The sequence below is a fragment of the Calothrix sp. NIES-2098 genome (assembly GCF_963875125.1).
Lineage (GTDB): Bacteria > Cyanobacteriota > Cyanobacteriia > Cyanobacteriales > Nostocaceae > Aulosira.
The window spans coordinates 3,423,596-3,446,551 of the sequence record NZ_CAWNKJ010000001.1 but is presented as its reverse complement, the minus strand read 5'-3'; the positions used below and the strand labels follow the sequence as shown (position 1 = coordinate 3,446,551).

Annotated in this window: 15 protein-coding genes; 9 read left to right on the top strand and 6 right to left on the bottom strand. The window is 41.4% G+C overall.

Annotated elements, in window-relative coordinates; all coding sequences use genetic code 11:
• The first annotated feature begins 141 nt into the window (after nucleotides 1–141).
• Entirely contained in the window at nucleotides 142–1,857 is a 1,716-nt protein-coding gene (locus AACU33_RS14370; RefSeq protein WP_096589344.1) for a solute carrier family 26 protein, read from the top strand.
• 16 nt (nucleotides 1,858–1,873) lie between these two features.
• Here the strand turns inward: AACU33_RS14370 and AACU33_RS14365 are convergent, their stop codons facing one another.
• Nucleotides 1,874–2,233, bottom strand: coding sequence for a hypothetical protein (locus AACU33_RS14365; RefSeq protein WP_096589343.1), 360 nt, complete (start codon nucleotides 2,231–2,233; stop codon nucleotides 1,874–1,876).
• A 557-nt stretch (nucleotides 2,234–2,790) separates the two neighbouring features.
• On the opposite strand from AACU33_RS14365, the gene AACU33_RS14360 reads away from it, so the two are divergent.
• The 5 genes from AACU33_RS14360 to rppA all read left to right on the top strand — a co-directional run bounded on the left by AACU33_RS14360 (nucleotide 2,791) and on the right by rppA (nucleotide 10,208).
• Nucleotides 2,791–3,498, top strand: a complete 708-nt coding sequence (locus tag AACU33_RS14360) for a DUF305 domain-containing protein (RefSeq protein WP_096589342.1) — start codon at nucleotides 2,791–2,793, stop codon at nucleotides 3,496–3,498.
• A gap of 746 nt (nucleotides 3,499–4,244) precedes the next feature.
• Nucleotides 4,245–5,876 (top strand): efflux RND transporter periplasmic adaptor subunit, encoded by a 1,632-nt coding sequence (locus AACU33_RS14355; RefSeq protein WP_096589340.1) that lies wholly within the window; start codon nucleotides 4,245–4,247, stop codon nucleotides 5,874–5,876.
• Between the two features lie 2 nt (nucleotides 5,877–5,878).
• A complete protein-coding gene (locus AACU33_RS14350) occupies nucleotides 5,879–8,953 on the top strand; it encodes an efflux RND transporter permease subunit (RefSeq protein ID WP_096589339.1) in 3,075 nt (1,024 codons plus the stop codon).
• 21 nt (nucleotides 8,954–8,974) lie between these two features.
• Nucleotides 8,975–9,460, top strand: a complete 486-nt coding sequence (locus AACU33_RS14345; RefSeq protein WP_096589338.1) for a hypothetical protein — start codon at nucleotides 8,975–8,977, stop codon at nucleotides 9,458–9,460.
• A gap of 46 nt (nucleotides 9,461–9,506) precedes the next feature.
• Nucleotides 9,507–10,208, top strand: coding sequence for a two-component system response regulator RppA (gene rppA, locus AACU33_RS14340; RefSeq protein ID WP_096589337.1), 702 nt, complete (start codon nucleotides 9,507–9,509; stop codon nucleotides 10,206–10,208).
• A gap of 4 nt (nucleotides 10,209–10,212) precedes the next feature.
• Here the strand turns inward: rppA and AACU33_RS14335 are convergent, their stop codons facing one another.
• A complete protein-coding gene (locus AACU33_RS14335; RefSeq protein ID WP_096589336.1) occupies nucleotides 10,213–11,007 on the bottom strand; it encodes a hypothetical protein in 795 nt (264 codons plus the stop codon).
• Between the two features lie 266 nt (nucleotides 11,008–11,273).
• Between AACU33_RS14335 and rppB the strand changes: the two genes are divergently transcribed.
• Entirely contained in the window at nucleotides 11,274–12,608 is a 1,335-nt protein-coding gene (gene rppB / locus AACU33_RS14330; RefSeq protein ID WP_096589335.1) for a two-component system sensor histidine kinase RppB, read from the top strand.
• Between the two features lie 186 nt (nucleotides 12,609–12,794).
• Here the strand turns inward: rppB and AACU33_RS14325 are convergent, their stop codons facing one another.
• From AACU33_RS14325 to AACU33_RS14310, 4 genes are all read right to left on the bottom strand, one after another.
• Nucleotides 12,795–13,235: a hypothetical protein gene (locus AACU33_RS14325; protein ID WP_096589334.1), complete on the bottom strand. Its 441-nt coding sequence runs from the start codon at nucleotides 13,233–13,235 to the stop codon at nucleotides 12,795–12,797.
• 81 nt (nucleotides 13,236–13,316) lie between these two features.
• On the bottom strand, nucleotides 13,317–15,392 hold the full coding sequence (locus AACU33_RS14320) for a potassium channel family protein (protein ID WP_096589333.1): 2,076 nt from the start codon (nucleotides 15,390–15,392) through the stop codon (nucleotides 13,317–13,319).
• Nucleotides 15,393–15,485: 93 nt separating this feature from the next.
• Nucleotides 15,486–16,448 carry a protochlorophyllide reductase gene (locus tag AACU33_RS14315; protein WP_096589332.1) on the bottom strand — a complete coding sequence of 321 codons (963 nt, stop codon included), beginning with the start codon at nucleotides 16,446–16,448 and terminating at the stop codon, nucleotides 15,486–15,488.
• A gap of 403 nt (nucleotides 16,449–16,851) precedes the next feature.
• Nucleotides 16,852–18,435 carry a glycosyltransferase family 39 protein gene (locus AACU33_RS14310; protein ID WP_096589331.1) on the bottom strand — a complete coding sequence of 528 codons (1,584 nt, stop codon included), beginning with the start codon at nucleotides 18,433–18,435 and terminating at the stop codon, nucleotides 16,852–16,854.
• A gap of 233 nt (nucleotides 18,436–18,668) precedes the next feature.
• On the opposite strand from AACU33_RS14310, the gene AACU33_RS14305 reads away from it, so the two are divergent.
• Entirely contained in the window at nucleotides 18,669–19,469 is an 801-nt protein-coding gene (locus AACU33_RS14305; RefSeq protein WP_096589330.1) for an S-layer homology domain-containing protein, read from the top strand.
• A 498-nt stretch (nucleotides 19,470–19,967) separates the two neighbouring features.
• Nucleotides 19,968–22,955: a PAS domain S-box protein gene (locus tag AACU33_RS14300; protein WP_096589329.1), complete on the top strand. Its 2,988-nt coding sequence runs from the start codon at nucleotides 19,968–19,970 to the stop codon at nucleotides 22,953–22,955.
• The last annotated feature ends 1 nt before the right edge of the window (nucleotide 22,956 follow it).

The following is a 22,956-nucleotide window of genomic DNA, read 5'->3' as shown; positions in this document are numbered from 1 at the left end:
TTGCCCTTTAGTCAACTTAAGTAGACTTGACTTATTAGCTTTGAAATTGATTCTCTAGCGGGATCGCAACGCGGCGGGAGATGTATTAAACTCATAGATCTCATCAATTGATTTGTTATCCAAGCTGCATCTGCGATCGCTATGTTGAAAAAGCATCATGTAACCTTGCCCAGCATACCCGGATTGAAACGGTTGCTGTCTTACCAGAAAGGATGGTTGCGTGGCGACATAGTGGCGGGTGTCACGGTAGCCGCTTACTTAATTCCGCAGTGCATGGCTTATGGGGAGTTAGCTGGGGTGCAGCCTGTGGTGGGATTGTGGGCAATTCTACCGCCAATGATTATTTATACTTTGTTGGGATCGTCGCCTCAACTCTCGGTAGGGCCGGAATCAACTACGGCGGTGATGACAGCAGCTGCGATCGCTCCTTTGGTAGCATCTCATGGTGGTAATTATGCTAGTCTCGCTTCTCTGCTGGCTTTAATGGTTGGCATTGTCTGCATAATTGGTTACATTGCTCGCTTGGGTTTTCTTGCCGATTTACTTTCCAAACCAATTCTGATTGGTTATATGGCAGGGGTTGCCATAATTATGATTACGGGACAGTTAGGTAAAATTGGTGGCATTGGCTTGGATGCAAATACTGTCTTTGGGGAAGTAAGTGAATTTTTTAGTAAGCTAAACCAAATCCATCAGCCAACTCTAATTTTAGGGGCTATAGTTTTAGCTTTTTTGTTTGTGATTCAGCGTCGCTTTCCCAATGCACCTGGACCTTTGTTAGCAGTGTTACTGGCAACGGCTAGTGTAGCGTTATTCAATCTCGACCAACAAGGCGTGGCGGTAGTAGGAGAGATTCCGGCTGGCTTACCGCATTTCAGTTTACCGAAATTATCGATTCCAGAGATATCAACGCTTGTAGCTTCAGCCATTGGAATTGCGATCGTCGGCTATTCAGATAATGTACTCACAGCCAGGGCATTTGCTACCCGCAATCACTACAAAATTGACGCCAACCAAGAACTGTTGGCGCTAGGAACCTCAAATTTAGGAAACGGATTGATGCAGGGTTTTCCAATTAGTAGTAGCGGTAGCCGCACTGCGATCGCTGATTCATTGGGAAGCAAAAGTCAGGTATTCTCCTTAGTGGCACTAGTTGTAGTGCTTTTGGTTTTGTTATTTCTGCGTCCCTTACTAGCACAGTTTCCTAAAGCAGCGTTGGGGGCGATTGTTATTTATGCAGCTACCAAACTGATTGAGATACCAGAATTTATCAGATTAGCAAAATTCCGACGCAGTGAGTTATTCTTAGCCCTCACTACAACAGTTGGAGTTCTACTCACAGATATTTTGGTGGGTGTTGGCGTAGCGGTGGGTTTATCTGTGATTGAGTTATTTGCCAGGGTAGCACGACCCCACGATGCAGTTTTGGGAGAAGTTCCAGGTTTACCAGGATTACACGACATTGAAGACTGGGAAGGAGCCAAAACTATCCCCGGTTTAGTAATCTATCGTTATGATGCTCCCCTTTGCTTTGCCAATGTGGAAAATTTTAAACGCAGGGCGCTGGAAGCAATTGAGGCAGAAACAACTCCTGTAGAATGGTTTGTGCTGAATACGGAAGCAATTGCCGAAGTTGATATCACTGCCATCGACACATTAGGAGAATTGCACGGCGAACTGACTAGCAGAGGTATTACCTTTGCGATGACACGGGTGAAACGGGATCTTTACTACCAGTTACAGCGATCGCATCTGTTGCAAAAGATTGGTGCAGAACACATTTATCTTACCTTGCATACTGCGATCGCCGCATTTCAAGAACGCGATCGTTCTTCTAGCGATGAGAAGATCTCATAATCTTTTTCTCTGCATTCTATTCTTTCTTCATTGGCACTTGTATAGAAGTAGGCTGAGATGGCTCAGAATTATTGACTCCATTACCAGGAGCTTGGTTATTTGGAGTTGGTAAAGCTATAGGAGAAGCTGGATTGCTCTGCTTTATTGGTGTCGTACTAAGTTTTTGCTGCTGATTTAACTGAATTTGCTCACACGCTTGCATAGACAGCATTCTTTGCAGAGTATTTCCGCCACTAGGCCTACGTTGAGGAATTTCACAAACTTCAGTTTTGCCATCATCTACAGCATAAGCGGTAGTACTAAAAGATGCATTCAGCCAAGTTATTCCTAGTGTGAGGGTAAGAGTAAATGCTGTGGGAATAAAGGAAAGTTTCATAGAAACTGCTACATACGCTACAGTTTTCACTTTAAGCTTTTTTGTTGCATATTCATCTTTTTGTAATTCCTTTTAACCATTCTTATATTAGTTGTATGAGAACATTAAGCATTGAAAAATTCAATTTGACATGGATAAAAATCAATAACTATATATGCATTTATAAATAAATTATTTAGTGTTTTCATAGATAAACCTTGAGATTCAAAAAGAAATTTTTGTGTTTCGTCAATAGATGATTTATGTATAAAACTTAAATACCTTCAGATCTCATCTATATTTGATGCCAAAAAAATAAGACATTCAATTACCTTAAGAGCCTAATAATCTATTTACTTGGATGTATTTAAAATCCTGCAATATCAGCCACATATGTGCTTTCTTTGATGACAACGCCTTCAATTTCACTCTAATTTCATTTCTGGCTGTCAAAGTATGTACTTGAGAGCAACAGCCAGGTTGTCAGCAATCATCTTAAGAAAAATGCAAACAGGGCTTGACTCTCCACCCAACTAGAGATTGCTTAATGAAATTAGGAAATTATTGAGACTGTCCTTATGCAACTCCCTACTCTCAAACATAATTTTTTGGCATTTAGCTTAATTGCGATCGCTTCTTTGTCCAGTAGCGTGTTGACTGCTTGTTCTACAACTACTTCCCAAAATCAAAGCCAAGCACCAAACGCTACTACCACAGCTACTGATACTAGCGACAAACAACCGATGAACCACGATGGTCATCACATGAACCACAGCATGGCTATGGATTTAGGCCCAGCTGATGCTAACTACGATCTACGTTTCATTGATGCAATGATTCCCCACCATCAAGGTGCAATTCTCATGGCTAAGGAAGCACAGCAAAAATCAAAACGCCCAGAAATTAAAAAGTTAGCAGACGAAATCATCAAAGCTCAGAATCAAGAAATTAGCCAAATGAAACAGTGGCGCACAGCCTGGTATCCCAAAGCTGGAGATAAACCAATGGCTTATGATGCGCAAAAAGGTCAGATGAAAGAGATGTCATCTCAGCAAATGCAAGGCATGATGATGAACATGGACTTAGGCGCTGCTGATGCAGAATTTGACCTCCGCTTTATCGACGCCATGATTCCGCACCACGAAGCAGCCGTGACTATGGCTCAAGATGCTTTGCAAAAATCCCAGCGTTCTGAAATTAAGAACTTGGCTCAAGCAATTATCAAAGCACAGGATGCTGAGATTAACCAAATGAAACAGTGGCGCACAGCTTGGTACAAAAATTAAGTCTAAGTTATCTTGGCGGTTGTTTTTAATTTCTTGTTGCAAGCCGATGCATTAACAAAACAGACCGACGCGTTAACAATACGAGCCGACGTTTTAACAAAACAGACCGACGCGTTAACAACACGAGCCGATGTTTTAACATCACAGACCGACGCGTTAACAATACGAGCCGATGTTTTAACATCACAGACCGACGCGTTAACAACACGAGCCACTGCATTAACAATATTGGCATTACCTTTGTGACTCTGCGCCTCTGTGGTCAGAAAAATTCTTTTGTAACCACAGAGTTACAGAGAACACAGCGAAGAAAAGCATTTATATATAGCGCTTCTGGGTTGGATGCAATACAAAATTATATCGTCGCATGTAGGGGCACGGCAGTGCCCATACGTGTCAACTTAAGCTAAAAGCTATATACGGCGCGTGTTGTACAAAAACCCTCGCCCTCATCCCCTCACCCCTTCTCCCTCAGGGAGAAGGGGAATTGAATCTCTTGCTCCCCTCTCCTGGTGGGAGAGGGGCTGGGGGTGAGGGCAGAACGTTGTCGCCAAGCGGGTTTCACGTTAAGTTGACACCAATGGGCAGTGCCGTGCCCTTACGAGGGTATTGGACTCAACCGATAATCGCTATAGTTTGTCGTTTCTCAATTTCATCCCAATTTCATTTCCAGATGAAAGACTGGGAATCAGGCGAACACAGCTAGCTTTATTACGCTCCCTATAAATTAAAAATTCCCGATCGCGATGTCCAACTCTCTGCGTTTCCAAGCACCTACAGTAATTCGTTCTGTTTCTGGCACGCTACTGAGCCTGCTTATCTTAGCAAATCCCGCAGTAGTTTTAGCTCACGGCGGACATGGCAATGAATTTCAGTCCGGAGGTGAAGCTACTCAAACTGCTACCCCAATTCAAGTTGATGCGCAAACAGCTAAACGTTTAGGAATTAAAGTCGAGCCAGTTAAACGTCAGCCGCTAGCTGTGGGAATTAAAACCACGGGACAGATTGAAACTCTACCCAGTCAAAAAGTGGAAGTAAATACCCCCATTGCTAAGGCAAAAGTCGTGGAGTTGTTGGTCGAACCGGGCGCTACAGTTAAAAAAGGTCAACCGCTAGCTGTGGTATCTAGTCCTGATTTGGTAGAATTGCGGGTTAATTCGCAAGAGAAGCTGGCAGAAGGTCAGGCAGATTTGCAACAAGCCTTAGCTGATTTAAAATTAGCGCAACAAAACCGCGATCGCTATCAACAAATCGCCGCAGCTGAAATTGCTCAAGCGCAGACTCAAGTTAAATTTGCTCAAGAAAAGTACAGCAAAGATAAACAGTTAGCCAATGCTGGCGCTTTACCCCAACGCACAGCTTTAGAATCTCAAACCCAACTAGCTGAGGCGAAAGCGGAACTGACTAAAGCTAATAGTCGCCGGGAAGTTATTGAGGCAGAAAATCAGCTAAAACGTGCAGCTTCAGCAGTTGATGTGGCAAAATCGCGGATTCAACTCAGTAATACAACTTATCAAACTCGCCTCTCGCAATTAGGAACCCGCGCTAATGCTCAAGGACTGGTAACAGTGGTATCGCCTATTTCTGGCAAAGTTGCAGATAGAGAAGTTACCCTCGGTCAATCATTTGAAGATACAGGCGGCAAATTGATGACCATTGTCAATGACAGCCGCGTTTTTGCCACAGCAAATATTTATGAAAAAGATTTAAATAAAGTCAGGAATGGGCAAAGAGTCAGTGTTAAAGTTGCTGCTGTGCCTAACCGTACTTTCACTGCCAGAATTACCCGCATTGGTTCTGTTGTCGAAGGCGAAACGCGAGTTGTCCCCGTACAAGCCGAACTGGAAAATCCTGGCGGATTGCTCAAACCGGGAATGTTTGCCGAACTCGAAGTTTTAACAGACCAAACATCATCAGCTATTTTAGCTATTCCCAGTGCGGCGGTAGTGGAAGCTAATGGTAAAAAACAGGTTTATATCCAAAATAGCAGTGCTTATCAGCCTGTGGAAGTTACCTTAGGTCAAACTTCTGGCGATATGGTAGAGATCAAAACTGGCTTATTTGAGGGAGATTTAATAGTTACACAACGCGCTCCGCAACTTTACGCACAATCTCTGCGGGGAGGTGGAAAAGCAGAAGAGCATAGTACGGGAGCAGAGGAGAAACAAGCAATTTCTAATACCTCAATTCCTTTGTGGATGGGAGCAGCAGGAGGCGTTGCACTTGTTAGTGTAGCTTTTATGGGTGGTGTTTTTTGGGCTAGTCGTCGCAGCAAACATCAATATCCATTAACTACAGCACCAGCAGATGTATCGCCAGAATGGGTCGATAACCATCACATAGCAAATCAGGATTCAGAAATCACGGTTGAAAGATAACAATGCTGAGTGCGATCATAAAGTGGGCGATCGCTCGCCGTTGGCTAGTGGTTCTGAGTGCAATTATCCTGACTATTTGGATATTTCGCACGATTATCCAAATGCCTTTAGATGTTTTCCCCACCTTTGCACCACCGCAAGTGGAAATTCAAACTGAAGCGCCAGGACTTGCGCCGGAAGAATTGGAATCTCTGGTAACTCTACCGATTGAAAGTGCAATTAATGGTACACCTGGAGTAACGACTGTACGCTCATCTTCTGCGGCGGGAATTTCTGTTGTTACAGTTGTTTTTAATTGGGGAAGTGATATTTATCAAGCGCGTCAACTAGTAACAGAACGATTACAACAGGCACAAAGTAAGTTACCTGCTGGGGTAGAAACGCCACAAATTTCTCCCACTAGTTCGCCCATCGGTACAGTACTACAATATGCTTTTACTTCCAAAAATACACCTTTAATGGAAGTAAGACGGATTGTTGATTGGCAAGTGACAAATCGCCTTTTAGCTGTTCCTGGTGTGAGTCAGGTTGTCGCTTATGGTGGCGATGTTCGTCAATATCAAGTATTAGTCGATCCCGAAAAATTAAAAGCTTTTAATGTGACTTTGGCAGATGTTGAAGAAGCAACAGCAGCCGCAAATATTAATGCTCCTGGTGGTTATTTAATTACACCTGACCGAGAAAAATTAATTCGAGGGATTGGCAGAATTGAATCTATAGCAGAATTACAACAATCAGTAATTACTGCCCGTAATGGTACGCCAGTCAAAATATCTGATGTCGCTGATGTGCAAATTGGAGCAGCGATTAAACGCGGTGATGGCAGTTTTAACGGTGAAAAAGCAGTTATCGTCATGATTAATAAACAGCCGCAAGCCGATACTCCCACCGTTACCCGTGCCATTGAACAGGCGATTACAGAAATTAAAGCTGGCTTACCTAAAGATATTAAAGTTACTCCTACATTTCGCCAAGAAAATTATATTGATGCTTCCATTGAAAATCTGCGAGAAGCTTTAATCGAAGGTAGTATTATTGTTGCTTTTATTCTCATTCCTTTTTTGATGAATTGGCGAAATCTTGCCATTTGTTTAATTGCCTTGCCCTTATCTTTATTACTGGGAATATTCCTCTTAAATTGGTTGGGTCAAGGCTTAAATACCATGACTTTAGGAGGTCTTGGGATTGCAATTGGTTCCGCAGTTGATGATGCAATTGTTGATGCCGAAAATGTTTTCCGCAATTTGCGCGAAAATAAATATTCCCCCAATCCTCGACCCGTTTTAGATGTAGTATTTGATGGTTGCCAAGAAGTCCGAGATTCTGTATTTGGCGCAACCATAATTACAATGGTTGTCTTTACTCCTGTGTTTGCTTTAGGAGGAGTAGAAGGAAGCATTTTTATTCCGATGGGTTTTGGTTATATGGCTGCGGTGATTGCTTCGAGTATCACAGCATTGACAATCACTCCAGCTTTATGTGCAATTTTATTACCTCACAGTCACTTACCAGAACAAGAACCTTGGGTAGCAAGATTTTTTAAGCTGTTGTATTATCCGCTATTAACATTTTCCTTGCGACGTTCGGGAATTATATTAGCCATAGCGACTGCTGCTACAGTAGCCGCAATTGCGATCGCGCCTAGTTTCGGGAGAGTGTTTTTACCCGAGTTTCAAGAGCAAACTTTAGTGAATACCCTAACTCTTTACCCTGGTGTATCATTAGAAGCTACCAACGCAGCCGGAGAAGCAATTCAAGACGCACTCAAAGGCGATCCACGATTTCCTTATGTACAGTTGCGTTCGGGACGTGCGCCTGGTGATGGTGATGCAGCCGGGGTGAATTTGGCGCATTTAGATATTGAATTAAGCCGCGAAGCCATAAAAGATAGGGAGGCGACGCTGAAGAAGCTGCGACAGGAATTTGCTAAATTACCGGGCGTAGCGCCTAATATTGGTGGTTTTATCTCTCACCGCATGGATGAAGTATTGTCTGGAGTGAGAAGTGCGATCGCAGTTAAGATTTTCGGCCCTGATTTAGCACAACTCCGCACTATTGGGAGTCAAGTAAATGAAGTAATGAAAACTGTCGATGGAATTGTGGATTTACAACTGGAACCGCAAGTACCCATCGAACAAATACAAATTAAATTTAATCGTACAGATGCTTCTCGCTATGGTTTAACAGTAGGAAAAATTTCCCAAATTATTGAAACTGCTCTTAATGGTAAAGTAGTTTCTCAAATTTTAGATAAACAACAAACCTTTGATTTAGTTGTCTGGTTAAAGCCAGAAGCCAGGCAAAATTTAGATACAATTCGTAATTTATTAGTTGATACTCCAGCAGGGCAAAAGATTCCCTTAGCGCAAGTTGCAGCCATTGAAAATGGTACAGGGCCAAATACGATTAACCGAGAGAATGTCTCGCGTTTAATTGTTGTCTCTGCTAATACTAGCGGTAGAGATTTACGCTCAATTGTCAATGAAATTCAAACAAAAGTTAATCAGCAAGTACATCCGCCGAATGGTTATTATATCCAGTATGCAGGACAATTTGAGGCGCAAGAAAGAGCCACCCAAAATATCTTAATTTCGAGTGCGATCGCTTTTATTGCCATTACAGTTATCATGTATATTTCTGTCAAATCTATTCCTTCTACCGCCATGATTATGATTAACTTACCTTTGGCATTGGTAGGGGGAGTATTTTCTGTAGCTTTATCTGGCGGTATTATCTCTATTGCCTCTTTAGTTGGCTTTGTCACTTTATTTGGAGTTGCCACCCGCAATGGTTTATTGCTAGTAGATAATTACAACACCAAATTTGCCGAAGGAATGCCTTTGAAAGAGATTTTAATCAAAGGTTCAATGGAAAGATTAAACGCTATTCTAATGACAGCTTTTACTTCAGCTTTAGGGTTAGCACCATTAATAGTTGATAGTGGCCCTGGCAAAGAAATATTACAACCTCTTTCTATAGTTGTCTTAGGTGGGTTATTTACATCTACAGCATTAACATTAGTAGTTATCCCCGCCTTATATGCTAAGTTTGGCAAAATTTTGTTACAAAAATCATGAATGTAAATGAGGATTAAATCTATGAATTTGATTAAATCTAGCTTGATTATTTTAGGAAGTATTAGCTTGATTTCCTTAAGTGCTTGTAGTAATAATCAGCCAACAGCTAATACCGAAAACAATTCAGCTACCTCTAACGCTAAAGCTCAACCATCAGCCGCATCTGTTGCCAAAACAGAAGGACAGCATGGTAAAACTCATGGGGGCCAAGTTGTAGAAACAGGTGCTTACCATTTAGAGTTTGTACCCGAGAAAGAAGCAAATACAACTCACATGGATTTGTATTTACAAACAGGCGACAATCACGAAGCGATACCTAACGCCAAAGTAACGGCGCAAGTGCAGTTACCTGATGGTACACAAAAGACAGTTCCTTTTACTTATGATGCTCAAGATAAGCATTATACGGGTTTATTAAAAGAGAAATTAACTGGTCAGTATCAGGTGAAAATAAATGCAGATATTAAAGGTAAAAAAGTAGACGGGCGGTTTAATTTTAATCGGTAAATATTAGCTAGCCAACAGTCAAAATTCAAAAGTCAACAGTTAATATATGCGAGTGCTATTAGTAGAAGATGAAGAAGATTTAGGTGGTGCAATTAAACGAACTCTTAGCCAAAATAAATATTTAGTAGATTGGGTACTCGATGGTAACGATGCTTGGGCATATTTAGAAAATAGCTGGACACAATATACTCTAGGTATTTTCGATTGGATGATACCTGGAATATCAGGAATAGAATTATGCAAAAGGTTACGCCTGCATAAAAATCCTTTACCTGTGTTAATGCTCACAGCTAAAGACAGTATGGAAGATAAAGTTGCTGGACTAGATGCAGGTGCAGATGATTATTTAGTCAAGCCATTTGGTATGGCAGAATTATTAGCAAGATTGCGAGCATTACAAAGGCGATCGCCCCAATTTCAACCGCAGGAATTAACTGTGGGTAATCTAACTCTCGATTACGGCAACAATTTAGTTGTGAGTCATAATGATACGAGGGAGAAACAGGAAATTTCGCTTACAAATAAAGAATTTCAGCTGTTAGAATACTTTATGAAGCACCCAAACCAAATTGTCACGACAGAACAAATTCGCAATCAACTATGGGAAGTAAGTACAGAACCAGTGAGTAATGTGGTAGCTGCTCAAATGCGGTTGCTGCGGCGAAAACTAGCTAATAGTGGTTGCGAAAATATAATTGAAACTTTGCATGGAATGGGTTATCGTCTCAATCTTACAGCATCATCCTAAGTTTTTATTCCACAACAATACCAAAACCTCTAAGCATTTTGGGTAAGTAATCATCAAGATTCTTAATGTGTTCATCATTCAGTTCAATCAAATTAAACTCATATTTTTGATAAATATGCTGTTTTTCTCGCTTACGTGACGCATATTCTGGCTCGTCTTCATAGCCCCAATACTCAATGTAAACTCTACCTGAAGGGATGTAGAAATCACAGTAAACCTCTTCTTCAATAGGAAGTTTTCGCTCATAGGCGTGAACTAAACCAGCCATATATAGCCAGTTATCGATTGATAATTCAGCTTTTGAACGCACCCAATGTCCGTCTGTTGCCCGATAATTTCCAGCCTGAAACTTCTCACGAAAATTTAACTTTCCACTATCAGAATTTGATTTCGTTTCTGCATCCTGTTCGCTGACTTTGCGAAATGTACTCATGAATATTTGATTATTGAATATTTCTTCTGGCCAAACAACATAGGGCTTTTTATCTTTTTCATCATATTTTTGAACTGCTCCAAAACTCAGCCCTAAACGCGTAGCTAACCAACCATTCTGAACTTTATCTAATAATCCTATTTCAGCAAATATTGGATTAATAGCCTTTCTAGACAAACCAAGACGCTCACTGATTTTAGTCGCCGATAGTAATGTAGAGGTAGATGAGGGAGCCTGAGAATGAGGCTGAAAATCTATAGAATTGCTTACTTTTGAATTATTTACTTTCCAATGCTTGTAGCACAGTTTGTAACCTGGTTTTGATACTAACTGGTTGCAGCCCAATACGGTACAATGTTCTGCCATTCTGAATTACTGCTTTTATAGTCAATCTCCAGAACATATATAGCATCCTAAAAGTTGAGCAACACCCGAATTAATACTTGATATTAATCATATTTAAAAAAGCCGAGTGTTAAGACAGAGATAATAGCAATTTTAGAACAATCAATGATGAATATTATGCTGAAGTCTATAAGAAAATTAATGAAATGTAATACTTGTTATGCTTTGCGATCGCACCGATCTGTTTTTCTGCACACGGTTAAACTGCACGGCTACTCTATCTTTTTATGAATCAAAATCAACTATTTCAGCAAACCCGCCTGCGTTTAGCTCTATGGTATGCCCTTGTCATGGCTTTTATTTTAAGCATTTGCGGATTTGGTATCTACAGAGCAATTTCTCATGCTCATTGGATGACATTAGACCGAGAATTAGAGTCTGTGGCGGGAACCTTACACGATACCATTGAATTAAAACTACAAAAACCTGGTCAATTAGAACCAGTAATAGAGCAGCTTTTACCTAATATTTGTGTTGTCGGTCAAAGTTGTATTCCAGAGCAATCTACTTCCAAACGCCATATTTTAAGCGCTCTCAATCAAAGCAATTACTATGTGCGTTTTTTCGATAATTCCGGTCGCTTAATTGCTATAGCTGGTAATCATCCAGAGGAGTTACCTAGAGCTTTAAACAAAGAACTATGGCAAACTATTAAAGACAGTAAAGGCAACTTTTATCATCAAATTTCTTTCGTGCTACATACCCAAGACAATCGCGATTGGGGTTACATTCAAATAGGGCGAAGTCTTGCAGATTTTAAAAGTTATTTGGTAGCAGTAAAACTCACTTTAGGATTTGGATTACCAATTGTATTGGGGTTGGTTGGTGTTGCTAGCTGGTGGTTAGCAGGATTAGCAATGCAACCGATTTATCGCTCATATAGACAAATTCAACAATTTACAGCCGATGCAGCACACGAATTGCGGACACCTTTAGCTGCAACTCAAGCAACAGTAGAATCAGCGCTGATGATGTCTCACCTTGATGAAGCCGAAGCACGAGAAATTCTCCAAACTACACAACGTCAAAATCAGCGACTCACCAATTTAGTTACAGATCTACTGCTATTAACTCGTCTTGATCGTCAGTCAATACCGTTGCAAAGTGAAATTTGCTGTTTGGATGATATTATCAGTGACCTAATAGAGGAATTTGCAGCTTTAGCGATCGCATCTCAGATTACCCTTAAATCTTCCATCCAACTTTCCCAACCTTTGAATGTTATCGGCAATCAAGACCAACTTTATCGCTTGTTTTCTAACTTAATTATCAATGCCATTCAATACACCCCAGCAGAAGGAAAGGTAACGGTTTCCTTAAACCGCAGCGATCGTTATGCAGTGATTCAGATACAAGATACAGGCATTGGCATTCCCCAGCCAGAATTAACGCGAATTTTTGATCGCTTCTACCGAGTCAACAGCGATCGCTCTCGCAGCACTGGCGGTTCTGGATTAGGATTAGCGATCGCTCAAGCAATTGTTCAAGCACACCACGGCAGCTTAAATGTGCAAAGTGAATTAAGTAAAGGTAGTGCTTTTACTGTTAAATTACCCATTTAATACTAAGTTTCAGTCTGCTGTATTACCTCAGGATTAATGAGATTGCTTCCCTCCACTGCGTTCCGGTCGCAATGACAGAGACTATCTTTAATTGAAAATTGGTATAAGAAGAAACAGGAAAGTGTGGGGGGATGAGGGAGAAGAACAAATGACAAATGACAAATGACAAATGACAAATGACAAAACTTAACATCCTGCATCTCCAACCACAGGAATTTTGACCTTTTTACCATTCTGATTCACAGTCACAGTGCCTTCTTTGATGGCAACACTTTCAATTTCACCCTCAGCGCCAAGTTTTACTGCAACGTCAACTGTAATTTTGCGATCTTGACTGCTAAAGGTCTGAAATGTCTTTTGTCCATAGAAAGCTTGACCATTAGCTTTAACACGATTAAATTTGATAATTTTCCCGTTTACCATCATCTCCATTGAGTTATTTGTCAAACCATTGAACAAGATAAAGCGATTTTTATGTGCGCTACTTGGCTTCCATAAAGTCATTCCACAACCATGTCCGCTGATTTGATTTAAATTGAACTCGCCTACTTTGGGTAGTGTTGTAGCTTGAGCAGACTGAGCAATGACAAAACTAGTCAACAAAGATATAACGGCAATTTTCTTCATTTTGCTGCAAAATTAACCCATTGGTTTCCTCAAATTAATTACAGTAGCGGACTGGCAATTTCCTGATTACTATTTTTGGTATTAGCTATTTGATGCGCGATCGCTAAAAATTAAACTTGCCAAAACTTGTACTTTTCTTAATTCGCGCACAAGAGACTGAGCTTGATATTTATAAAGTGGTGTTGGCAATACCACAGGTAAATTATTCATCCATTGCCTAGCAGTAGTGCAACTACATCCTGTAATTAATGCTATTTCCTCTGCACCATCAGCCAGAGCATTTTTAGTTAAAGCTTTTTCAATGTGTACTTGCCACAGACGCGGCAGCATTTCACCCCATTCAATTCGCTGTAAACCGCGGCTTGTAGCTAAAACAATTAAGCGATCGCCTACTTCCAGTTTGACATCATCCCAAAGCATTAACGCGTAATTATCTTGCCGATATTTTTGGTAAAGAATCGGTACAACAATGTAGCCATGAGCGATTTCCGATAGCAGCAACCCGTTGAGCGTATCGCCTGCTTCAATGTTGTATTCTGTCACCATGACTATTTGATTGCTTAAACGAAATAAACTCAGAACGTTTTCACCAAAAGCAGCACAAGCAAACACTTCTGCTGACAAAGCTGCGCCACAGAGAACGTGAGCATAGGGAAATAATGGGGCGATATTGTCACTAAAATGGCGATCGCGAGAACGGATAATTAAGCGTGTGGCGGGATTCATGGCATGAGCCATCAGCGCAATCTCCAGATTTTCCATGTTATCGTCGCCAACTAATACGATGCTTTTGGCTTGGGAGATATTCGCCTGCGGAAGTGCTTCGAGCGCATTACCAACAATCAACGGCAGATCGGCTAAGGCCTGTTGGTCGAGATTTGTAGTATCAATTCCTACTAACGGTTGGTTGAGATCTTGTAGAATCGCAGCCACTCTCTGTCCTAGCTGATTTAAGCCAATTAGCACCACATGGTTGCGTTGGGGTATAGGAGGATGGGAATTGAAAAACTGGAATCTGGAAGTAACAAGAGCATCGGTTAACAAAGCATACAAAACTCCGACAAAAGCTTGTCCTGTTAACGTCAATCCTAGACTAAACAACCGCAACCACCACGGCATACGATCTGAAGGTTGTGCTTGGGATGCGAACTCAACACCGCCAAATAAATCTCCGTATCCTCCCAAAAGCAAGACTGCTGTCGCATAAAAAGCTTCTTGCAGAGTGATGTCAGGATAATACAAGCGATAAAGAACTATTCCCACCAACCACAGCACTATTACTGTAATTGCATAGATTGTGGCAATCCGCCGAATTTGATTTTGGCTTTGATAGTAAGATTGCCAAAATTGCCCTACTTTCTGCAATATATTTTTCGGCGTGATGCTGTGGAAAAACTTTTGCCACTGCCACTGATGACGGTGATATTTCCCGATCTCTTGCTCAGGTAAAGCTAGCTCGTAGGCAACATCAATATAAACTAGTTTGTCTCCCACCTGCACTTCTGCTTCTGGGTTCCACTCAAACAATTCTCTAGGTGGGTGAGATGAAATAGGTGTGTGATTTAAGATGCGGCGAGTTGGGAGATTGAGCCTATGTACTGGCTTACCAATACACCAGCTATCTTTTGGTTGTACCCGATGCTCGATTATTTGTAACAGTTGCCCTTCTATAGTGAAATAGCCAATAGCTTCAGAGTCTAAAGCTGTGAGCGCAAAAGCATGAGCAGAGAGTTGTGTAGGCTCAAAGGCAACAAAATTACCTAGATTTTCGGATAATAGTTTATTAAAATTTTGCTTGTCAGAACGTACTATCAGGCGAACTTGGGGATTAAGACGCCTGGCAGCAAAGGCAGCTTCGATATTCCAACGTTCATCTCTTGTGACTAACAGTATTGAACGACACTGGTGGATACCTGCCTGCTCTAAAACACTTGGCTGGCGACAGTCGCCGATAATTAACTTTTCTAATAAGTTTGGTACTTCTGGGACTTCCCAATGTTTGTGTGCGACATCATCAATGGCGTTGACTTTAACATCGTACTCCTTGAGTACGGCAACACAATGTTGCCCTAAACTTTGGAGTCCGCATACTAAGAAAAGGTCTGGTGTTTTTGCCCCGCTGATGCCATGAGTGTCCACTTTCGGCTGATGCAGCATTCACTACTGCTAACAGGATGTTTTTACTTGGATTATAGATCGGCGATCGCAGGATAGAAAATCCGCGATCGGCATAGTTATAGACACTCCAGATTACGCAAGTCCTACCAACTTTGCGCTTAAATCCCAAAGCTTTTCGGCTTTTTCATCATCACGAGCTTGAGGAGAGACTTTTTGCACAAAGGATTTACGATCCTTCTTCTGGCGATTTCCCCAACTCCAATAAGCACCAGACTGTTTATACTCAGGATCGGCTATTACCGATGCAACTCGTTCGCCAGATAATTCCTGAGAGACGTATCCGCCAGTGATGTACTTCTGGAACAATGGGAAGATTTTCTGAAACAGGGGATAGTGGTTGCGGAATAGGGGAGTTTCTGCCACACAACCCGGATATAGAGAACTGAAGACAATACCAGTTGTATCGTGATAGCGCCGATGTAGTTCCCGCATCGTCAACACATTGCAGACTTTGCTATCTTTGTAGGCTTTGACAGGTTCAAATTTCTTACCATCAATCATCGAGATTGGCTCTTTAAATCCGGCGGCAAAGCCTTCGAGATTTCCTAAGTCTGGACGTGGCGGAATCTTGCCACCGAGTTCATCGGGGTTGTGCGTCACAGTTCCTAAAATAACAAGACGGCGATCGCTATAGGGTGACTTCTTCATATCCTCAAGCAGGAGGTTACACAGCAGGAAATGACCGAGATGATTAGTAGTCATAGTCAACTCATAGCCTTCTGGACTGCGCAACGGCTCTTTGATTAAAGGCATATAAATTGCTGCATTGCCCAGCAAAGCGTCTAGAGTTCTGCCGCTGGCTCGAAAGTTATTCACAAACTGTCGCACGCTATCCAAGGAGCCTAAATCGATATGCAGGATAGTGTAGCTATCCTTGGGTATTCCTACAGATTGGGCAGCTGTTTCCGCTTTCTCTAAATTCCGGCAGGCCATTACTACGTACCATCCCTTGTTAGCCATCGCTTTGGCAGTGTATAAACCCACCCCCGAAGAAGCACCTGTGATAATAACTGTTGGCTTCCCATTCTGTACCATTGTCTTTAACCTCCATTTAATATGTGACTTTATCTAGAATCTCACGCCTCATGACTTCTATTAACACGAGTTATATCGAATGAAACAGATTGTTATCTTTGCATCAAAAAGCTAGACTCTTGGCATAGAAAGGCTTTTATGCATCCTCTTACACGCTTACTAATTGTCCCTTCTGCTTTGAAATAGTTCTGAGTAAAGAGTCAACAGACAATAGGTAGCAGCGAAAGTCAAAGAGCATTTCCCATTTCTCCTCGTCTCTTTTCTTGTCTTTTTGTCTTCTTCCGCCCTGCTCTCCGATCCCCTTCTTTTTCATTGGGACTGCCTTTCTTGTTGACTATTAATATAAGGGAGAGAGTTAGGCGAGCGTCTGGCTATATATCACTTCAAATCATGTTTACTATAGTCACTGTAATTCATATTTGGATATTACATAGGAGCCAAAGTCTTGATATGAGGATGGTTCACCCAGTTGAGATTTTGATGCTGCTAGATATTCATTGATAGATGTAAATTTTTTTGAAAAATATGGATTATGACTATTGATAAACAACAAGTAAAAATTTACCTGTCTTCCAAATTTATATTGGATCGCAGATAATAAATTTTTGTAGCCTTCAAAGTCTGCCATAACAACAACTAAAAAGATGTTTTTTGGTTTGATGTTGCCATTTCTTTTAGCTATTGCTGTACTAATATCTCGATCGATGGTTTCACGGTTTGTATCTATTATGGAAATTTGCCCTGTGGTAGGCAGATGTTCAAAATAATACTGAACTGTCCCTGAAAAAAATCCGTTATAAAATAGAACCAAATCCTTAGATTGCCATTGTGACTCGATAAAATGAGCGACTTTCCTATTCTCTTCTACAGGTTTATATGCTTGATTAGTCACCCAGTTAACTGTAGATATTAGAGATAATAAAACTAAGCAAACAATAGCTGCTATTTTAACTCTTTTAGCCTGTATAGTTGCTATTTGCAATGTCAAAAATCCAATCAAAGGTATCAGACTAGGCAGAATTGTTCTATAGTAAAATATTGGGCTATTAATCACAGAGTAAATTATAATTGCTAACCAGAAAACTATTGCGGACACAAAGAATGGAAAACTCACTTTATATTTGCCAAAAATCACAACAATAGCAATTAAGCCGCAAAAAATCAGCCCAACCAACGGAATTATATAATCTGGTAAATACAAGGATGACAAGCCGAATACATATTTAGAAGTGGATGATAATAAATGCCAATCTATCGGAGGCATCCACCACCAAGTGTTTTGTATTTGTTGGAGTTCATTTAACCAGTAAAGTTTAAAATAACCAAATATCAAACAAGGGATAATTATTGTGATAGCAACCTTAATAAATTGAATATTTTTTCTGTATATCAATGCCATAATTGTCATAAAACCAAGAATGGCAGGTATCAACATAATACCAACTAAATGTGTAGCAACAGCTACTGACAAACTAAATGATAAGCCGATATATCCTGAATATTTTTCTGGTTTATCGATCGCACGAGAGGCAAATAAAAATGCAATAGATGTAGCAAAAAATAGCAATGAATAAGCTTTTAATTCTTGTGAATATCTGAGGATTATTGGAGAAGTGGTTAAGTATATTCCTGTGAGAACACTAGCTAGACGGGAGTATTGTTTCATCCAGATCGTTACCACTCCCAAAGAAGCCAGATTCAAAACAATAGAAAATATTCTCAAGAATTCTTCGGTTTTGCTAATTTTACCCCAGAAATAAAGCAATATATAATATAAAGGTGGATGAACATCTTCTTTCAATAATTGAAACATCTCAGAAATACTTGGTTGTGAAATCTTGTCAATTGTTGCATATTCATCATTCCATATTCCTTTATTTAATCCGAACAGACGAATTACAAGTGCAAAAATTAGAATTATGAAGACAGCATAAGGGTAAATATTATTAAGAGTTAACCAAGAAAAACGACTTTTTATTTCACGCATTTAATAACCTACTGCATCTATAAAATTAATTTTCATCAATGCCTCTGAATATACCATGTAGGCATATTTATTGTTCTTGGTATCATGGAAGTGTGGGAAAATTTATTGGGATTGACGTTGGGATAACAGCAGGTAGTCAAGATTTTTAATCTAAAATCCAAAACATTGAGATAAATGCTTGCAAACTATCTAAAAAACACTCAAAATCCACTTTGAACATTAGATTCACTATTATGGTTAAACAAGTTACGCCAATCGTGAACTTGCAACCCAGCAAATTAGTTAACTCTCTACTTTTGACAATATTGCTTGCAAGCTCGATAACCTTAGGTGCGATGTCTGGCGACAAGCCCCTGCGGGTCTACGCTCAAACACCCAGCGCTAGCGTGACAGATATTAAAGGCGATCGCTATGCCAAAGAAATTCAGCAAGCGATCGCCGCCAAAATTATTAGTGGATTTGAGAATAACACCTTTCGTCCGCAAGCCAGCCTAACGCGAGAACAGATGGTGTCAATAGTAGTGGAAGCTTTAAAGCAAGCACCGCTGGCAAGAGGGAATCTACCTTTTCCCGAACCTCCACCACCCAAACTGCCAACGATACCCACCCAAGCCACACAAAATCCCTTTCCCGATGTAGACAAAACCCGTTGGAGTGCTGCCAAAATCCAGTATGTGCGGGACTTAGGGATATTTCGCGGTTATGCAGATGGCAAATTTCGTCCGACGCAAGCAGTTACCCGTGCGGAACTAGTGGTAGTGTTGGATGCAGCTTACCGCTACCTCGTAGAACTGCGCGGTTGGGATGGTCGAGGTCAGTTTGGCGGCGACGAGCCGATTGATTTTAGCGATACTCAAAAACATTGGGCGCGGGATACAATCCGCAATATGTCTGCTACTTGTCGCGCCGCCTCTCCTTTAAATGAGACAGGTACAGCATTTGCGCCTAATCGTGCTGCTCAACGCAACTATGCCGCTGCTGCGATCGTGCGCACCGCCCAGTGTTGGAGTATTCCCATGCGACCACCTTCGTGATGACAAGGCTTCTAGCTGTGAGGTAGCTTATTTGATGCCCTTATGAACAGCCAAAAATCCTTCTTTCCTTGTTCCTCATTGTTAAGCTACCAAGACAGAAAATTTATATCTAAGTAAATATAATTAGACGTTAAAAATGTTAGTTATTATTGCTACTATATATCAGAACAATTTTTAACTGATTAAAAGCCAAAAGAAATTTTTTTTCTCGATCCAGCAAACGTTTCAGATAATTATTTCTGGTTGATTCAAAAATAGGGAATGTAAACTTATATTTCCGTTTTTACCCGGATCTCGGCTTTACAACTATTCGATTCAATAGATCATAGAGGAATCAGAAATGATTTGACTATTTTATGTTTTAAATTTGACAGCCAACACTTTTGCACGAACATCCAAACAGGGATTGTTCTAGAACAAAAAGCTCAGATGTGGAGCTAGTCTAAACCTGCGATCGCATAAAAACCCGATAACCCCAGCTGGAATTCAGGATTGATCATGAGCCAACAATTCCCATCTGAAAACGCCCAGACATATGTTGGAACACAAACTTGTGTGAATGGAAGCAACCAGGCACAAATCGGTTTGTGCGACTGCGCGGGATTTTTGCAGCAAGCAATTGAGTACAATCCTGTGGCCATGGCCATCTTCGATCGGGAAATGCGCTATTTAAGTACGAGTCGCAAATGGTTAGAAGAATATCAACTGAGCAATGATATTATTGGACGCTCTCACTATGAGATATTTCCTGACGTTACACCAGAGTGGAAGCAGATTCACCAACAGTGTTTAGCAGGAGCGATCGCAGAAGCTACTGAAGATCCCTATCCACGAGCAGATGGCTCTATCTCGTGGATCAGCTGGTCTATACGTCCTTGGTATACCGCCAGTGGTGAAATCGGCGGCATTATGTTGTTTAGCGAAAACATCACTCAACGCAAGCAAGCGGAATTAGAGTTAGAAGAGCGCGAAGAACAATTCCGCTTAACTTTTGAACAAGCAGCCATAGGCATTTGTCATGTCAGTTTAGATGGAAATTGGTTACTGGTTAATCAACGCTTCTGTGACATTGTTGGGTATGAGCGTGAGGAAGTAGTAGCACTGACATTTCAAGATATTACTCATCCCGATGACCTAGAAAGCGATTTAGAGTATGTCCAGCAGTTGCTTGAAGGTGTAATTCCTCGCTACTCAATGGAGAAGCGATATATCCATAAGAACGGTTCGATAATTTGGATTAACCTCGACGTTTCTTTACTGCGTAAAACCTCTGGAGAACCCGTATACTTTATTTCTACAGTTCAAGATATTGCCGATCGCAAACAAGCGCAAATAGCAGTTCAACAAAGCGAAGAACGTTACCGTTCCTTGATTACAGCCACTTCTCAAATAGTCTGGACAGCAGATTCTCAAGGGCGATCGCCAGACATACCGAGTATGAGAGCTTACACCGGACAAACCGCAGCCGAAGTAGTTAATCTTGGTTGGTTGGATGCAATTCATCCCGAAGATCGCGAAAAAACGGCTCAGTCCTGGATGCAGGCAGTACAAACCAAAAGCTTGTATGACGTAGAATATCGCATCCGAGGTGCAGATGGTAATTATCGCTATTTCCAAGGTCGAAGCGTTCCCGTCCTCAACGTAGATGGCAGCATCCGAGAGTGGGTAGGCACTTGCAGCGATATTCACGATCGCAAACAAGCTGAACAAGCTCTCCAAGCCAACAATACACTGTTGCGCTCGATTTTAGAAAGTACGCCAGACTTCATTGTTGTTAAGGATCTGGAGGGGCGTCATGTTGCTCTCAACTCCAATTTAGCCAACTTCTTGGGTCAGCCAGTTGAGGAGATCGTCGGCAAAACTGACGTTGAAATCCTAACGCCTGAGGTGGCACGGGAAATCATGGACAAAGACCGCCAAATCATCACAACAGGCATGACCGAGTCTTATGAAGAAGATGTCTATCAAGGAGAGTTGAGAGGAACCTTCCTAACTACAAAGGGCCCTTGGCGGGATATTCAGGGTAACATTCTGGGCATTGTTGCCACCACCAGAGATATTAGCGATCGCAAACAATCAGAAATCGCCCTTGCCAAAGCCAAAGAAGCCGCAGAAGCCGCGAGTTATGCCAAAAGCGAATTTCTCGCCAACATGAGCCACGAATTGCGGACTCCCCTCAACGGTATCTTGGGATATGCCCAAATTCTTCAGCGTTCCAAAAATTTGCAAGCAGAAGAGCGATCGCGTATTGATGTAATTTATCAGTGCGGTTCTCATTTGTTGACCTTAATTAATGACATCTTAGATTTGTCGAAAATTGAGGCGCAGAAAGTCGAACTCATGCCAAGTGATTTCCACTTTCCAGCATTCTTGCAAGGCGTAGCCGAGATGTGCCGCATCCGTGCCGAACTGAAAAATATTAAGTTCCAATATCAATTAGCCGCCGAATTACCTATTGGCATTCGTGCTGATGAAAAACGCTTGCGGCAAGTATTGATCAACCTTCTGAGCAATGCCATCAAATTTACCGACACTGGCAGCGTCACCTTTACAATTAGCTATGCCTGTGAAGGAAGAATTCGCTTTGAAATTCGCGATACGGGTATCGGTATTCCCCAGGACAAACTTCAAGCTATTTTTCAACCCTTTGAGCAAGCAGGAGATAGCCGCCGCCAAACCGAGGGTACAGGGTTGGGATTGGCAATTAGCCAAAGAATTGTCGAATTGATGGGCAGCACCATTTACGTACAAAGTGAAATGGGAGTTGGTAGTATTTTCTGGTTTGATGCCAACCTGCCCGAAGCTGATGAATGGGTAAAAACATCGCAAGCTGACGACAAGGGTCAAATTATTGGTATCAAAGATTGGCATCCTAAGGTTCTGATCGTTGATGACAAGTGGGCAAATCGCTCAGTCATTGCAAATTTGCTCAGTCCCATCGGTTTTGAGATAGAAGAAGCATTCAATGGCGAAGAGGGTTGGCAGAAACTTGCCGAATTTCAGCCAGATCTTGTCCTGACTGACTTGTTGATGCCAGAACTTGATGGATTTGGACTAATCGAGCGCATTCGTAAGTCAGAGGCATTCAAAGACATTCCCATTATTGTTTCTTCTGCAAGTGTGTTTGAAACCGATCAACATCGCAGCTTGGAAGTTGGCGGGAATGATTTTCTTCCCAAACCCATACAGGCGATCGATCTCTTCCAGAAATTGCGGAAACATCTGCATCTAGAGTGGCTGTATGAAGAACAGAATGATGTCAGCCAACTAGAGCCAGAAAATACCGATCTAGTTGCTCCGCCTCCAGCAGAAATAGAAACTCTGTACGAGTTAGTGATGAAGGGTAACTTCAAAGGAATTATTAAACAGGCAGCATTGCTTGCAGAAATGGATGAAAAATACATCCCCTTTGCAAATAAGCTGCATGAACTGGCAAAAGGATTTCAAGACAAAGACATTCTCGCACTCATTCAATCTTACAAATAAA

Excerpts from the sequence above, each read along its gene's own strand:
- AACU33_RS14370 (WP_096589344.1), top strand. The coding sequence starts at position 142 with ATGTTGAAAAAGCATCATGTAACCTTGCCCAGCATACCCGGATTGAAA.
- AACU33_RS14320 (WP_096589333.1), bottom strand. The coding sequence starts at position 15,392 with ATGCTGCATCAGCCGAAAGTGGACACTCATGGCATCAGCGGGGCAAAA.
- AACU33_RS14365 (WP_096589343.1), bottom strand. The coding sequence starts at position 2,233 with ATGAAACTTTCCTTTATTCCCACAGCATTTACTCTTACCCTCACACTA.
- AACU33_RS14300 (WP_096589329.1), top strand. The coding sequence starts at position 19,968 with ATGAGCCAACAATTCCCATCTGAAAACGCCCAGACATATGTTGGAACA.
- AACU33_RS14335 (WP_096589336.1), bottom strand. The coding sequence starts at position 11,007 with ATGGCAGAACATTGTACCGTATTGGGCTGCAACCAGTTAGTATCAAAA.
- rppA (WP_096589337.1), top strand. The coding sequence starts at position 9,507 with ATGCGAGTGCTATTAGTAGAAGATGAAGAAGATTTAGGTGGTGCAATT.
- rppB (WP_096589335.1), top strand. The coding sequence starts at position 11,274 with ATGAATCAAAATCAACTATTTCAGCAAACCCGCCTGCGTTTAGCTCTA.
- AACU33_RS14305 (WP_096589330.1), top strand. The coding sequence starts at position 18,669 with ATGGTTAAACAAGTTACGCCAATCGTGAACTTGCAACCCAGCAAATTA.
- AACU33_RS14360 (WP_096589342.1), top strand. The coding sequence starts at position 2,791 with ATGCAACTCCCTACTCTCAAACATAATTTTTTGGCATTTAGCTTAATT.
- AACU33_RS14310 (WP_096589331.1), bottom strand. The coding sequence starts at position 18,435 with ATGCGTGAAATAAAAAGTCGTTTTTCTTGGTTAACTCTTAATAATATT.
- AACU33_RS14355 (WP_096589340.1), top strand. The coding sequence starts at position 4,245 with ATGTCCAACTCTCTGCGTTTCCAAGCACCTACAGTAATTCGTTCTGTT.
- AACU33_RS14345 (WP_096589338.1), top strand. The coding sequence starts at position 8,975 with ATGAATTTGATTAAATCTAGCTTGATTATTTTAGGAAGTATTAGCTTG.
- AACU33_RS14350 (WP_096589339.1), top strand. The coding sequence starts at position 5,879 with ATGCTGAGTGCGATCATAAAGTGGGCGATCGCTCGCCGTTGGCTAGTG.
- AACU33_RS14315 (WP_096589332.1), bottom strand. The coding sequence starts at position 16,448 with ATGGTACAGAATGGGAAGCCAACAGTTATTATCACAGGTGCTTCTTCG.
- AACU33_RS14325 (WP_096589334.1), bottom strand. The coding sequence starts at position 13,235 with ATGAAGAAAATTGCCGTTATATCTTTGTTGACTAGTTTTGTCATTGCT.